Genomic DNA, 2,034 nt, shown 5'->3' with positions numbered 1-2,034 from the left:
GGAAATGCAGACGGCCGCCCGGTCGGGGCGGCCGTGCACGACGTGCTCGCCGAGGTGGAACTGCCTCAGCCGAGTTTGCGGCCGAGTCCGTTGTCCTTGGCCAGGCGCGAACGCGTCGCCGAGTAGTTCGGCGCAACCATCGGGTAGTCGGCGGCGAGGCCCCACTTCTCGCGGTATTCTTCCGGCGAGAGATTGTAGTGCGTGCGCAGGTGACGCTTCAGCGACTTGAACTTCTTGCCGTCTTCGAGGCAGATGATGAAGTCCGCGGCAACCGACTTGCGCACCGGAACTGCAGGCTTCAGCTCTTCGACCATAACGGGCGAGGGGGCCGACTGCAGGCCCTGCAGGGCGCCGTGCACGTCCGCGATCAACTTCGGCAGATCGCTCACGCTCAATGCATTGTGGCTAACATATGCGCAGACGATATCGGCACTCAGATCGATGAGATCGTTGTCAGCCATATCGCTGCTACCGTTCATTTCTATCATTTCGGGTCCTTCAGGTAGAGTCGCGGCAGGTGGTCAAAGCTTCCACGGCCACGACTGGTTTCTATGATCAAATCTATCGCGATGCAACTGCATCGCCATCAGCATCGAGTATCTGTTTGTTTCTGGCAATAGTGCGGCCGAGATCAACGGCAAATCAGTGGAAATCCTCAGTACTCGTGCCGGGGGCAGGCGATTCGCCGGCCTTGAGGGCTGCGCGGGCCAGCAGGTGCGCGGCGACGGGCGTCGACAGCACCAGGAACACGATGCCCAGCGCCACCCGCAGCGCCGTCGGCCCGTCGCCCGAGACGATGCCGACCGCGCACAGAATCAGCCCTGCTCCCACGACGCCGGCCTTGGAGGCCGAGTGCAGGCGCGTATAGAGGTCGGGCAGGCGCACGATGCCGATGGCGGCGAGGAGGCTGAAGATCGCGCCCGCGACGATCAGCAGCGCGGCAAGATAGCGCAGCACCTCCCCGATCATCGCCGCCGCTCCTTGCCTGCACTGCCCAGCAGGTAGCGGGCCAGGGCGATGGTCGACAGGAACCCGACGAGCGCGATTGCGATCGCGATGTCGATATAGAGCGAGAAGCCGGTCAGCACGGCGGCAGCGGCTATGAAGCCGATCGACAGCGTCATGATCGTGTCGAGCGCGAGAATCCGGTCCCCCAGGTTGGGTCCGCGAATCAGCCGGACGATGACCAGCAGCATCGCCACCACCAGAAATCCGAGGGCAATCTGCGCAGCCAGCGTTACCGCCATCGTGCCCGTCATCGGCATGCCTCCATGACCTTTCTCTCGAAGCCGTCGCGGATCTCCCTGATCAGCGCCTCCTTGTCCCCGACATCGATGGCATGCACGTAGAGGACGCGGCGGTCCTCGGACACATCGACGCTGAGCGTCCCCGGGGTGAGCGTGATCAGGTTGGCGAGGAGCGCGATCTCCACGTCGCGATCGGTCGACAGCGGGAAGGCGACGATGGCCGGCCGGATGCGGCGGTTGAGGTCGGGGCGGATCACCAGCCTCGCCACCCGGAAGGCGCTGACGAAGAGCTCGCGCACGAACAGCAGCGTCAGCGTGGCGACACGCCGCGCCCGCGGCCCGAAGCCCGGACCGCCGACCTGGTTGCGCACGAGGTAGAGGCTCGCGCCGCCCAGCGCCGCGCCGAAGGCGAGGTTCAGCAGCGAAAAGCTGCCGGTGGCCGCTGCCCAGCCGAGGGCGAGAAGGCCGATGAGCGGCAGTGGGTTCATGGCAAGGCTCCCGGCAGTCCGGTGGCGGCGATGTAGGCGGCCGGGTCGATGAGCGCCGCGGCGGCCAGCCGGCCAAAGGCCATCAGCGGTTCCGGCACCAGTCCCAGCGCGGCGACCAGCCCGGTGAGGATGGCGGCCGAGCCCAGCCCGAACCAGCGGTGCCTCTCGTCGAGCGGGCGCAGGTCGGCGGGCGGCGACTCCGCCTCGGCGCCCTCCCGGCCGGCGCGCCAGAAGACATGCGCCCACAGGCGCGTGCCGGCGATCAATGTCAGCAGGGCATTGGCCAGTACCGCGAGCCA

4 protein-coding genes and 1 pseudogene are annotated in these 2,034 nt (G+C 66.7%); all 5 read right to left on the bottom strand.

Going from position 1 to position 2,034, the window contains the following annotated elements:
* Positions 1 to 65: 65 nt before the first annotated feature.
* Positions 66 to 479, bottom strand: a complete 414-nt coding sequence (locus tag ACE3TU_RS20625) for a MucR family transcriptional regulator (RefSeq protein ID WP_374627664.1) — start codon at positions 477 to 479, stop codon at positions 66 to 68.
* Positions 480 to 642: 163 nt separating this feature from the next.
* Positions 643 to 969, bottom strand: coding sequence for a monovalent cation/H(+) antiporter subunit G (gene mnhG / locus ACE3TU_RS20620; protein WP_374627662.1), 327 nt, complete (start codon positions 967 to 969; stop codon positions 643 to 645).
* A complete protein-coding gene (locus tag ACE3TU_RS20615) occupies positions 966 to 1,259 on the bottom strand; it encodes a monovalent cation/H+ antiporter complex subunit F (protein WP_374627660.1) in 294 nt (97 codons plus the stop codon). Before ACE3TU_RS20615 ends, mnhG begins: the two co-directional genes overlap by 4 nt.
* The gene (locus ACE3TU_RS20610) at positions 1,256 to 1,735 is read right to left on the bottom strand and encodes a Na+/H+ antiporter subunit E (protein ID WP_374627658.1); all 480 of its coding nucleotides are present in this window, start codon (positions 1,733 to 1,735) and stop codon (positions 1,256 to 1,258) included. The genes ACE3TU_RS20615 and ACE3TU_RS20610 overlap by 4 nt, the downstream gene beginning before the upstream one ends.
* A pseudogene (locus tag ACE3TU_RS20605) lies at positions 1,732 to 2,034 on the bottom strand (Na+/H+ antiporter subunit D); the annotation flags it as partial. The pseudogene ACE3TU_RS20605 and the gene ACE3TU_RS20610, both read right to left, overlap by 4 nt.

The sequence above is a fragment of the Devosia sp. genome, assembly GCF_041917035.1.
Taxonomy (GTDB): domain Bacteria; phylum Pseudomonadota; class Alphaproteobacteria; order Rhizobiales; family Devosiaceae; genus Devosia_A.
Note: the sequence above shows the minus strand (reverse complement) of the source record. Positions and strands in the feature narration are given on the sequence as shown.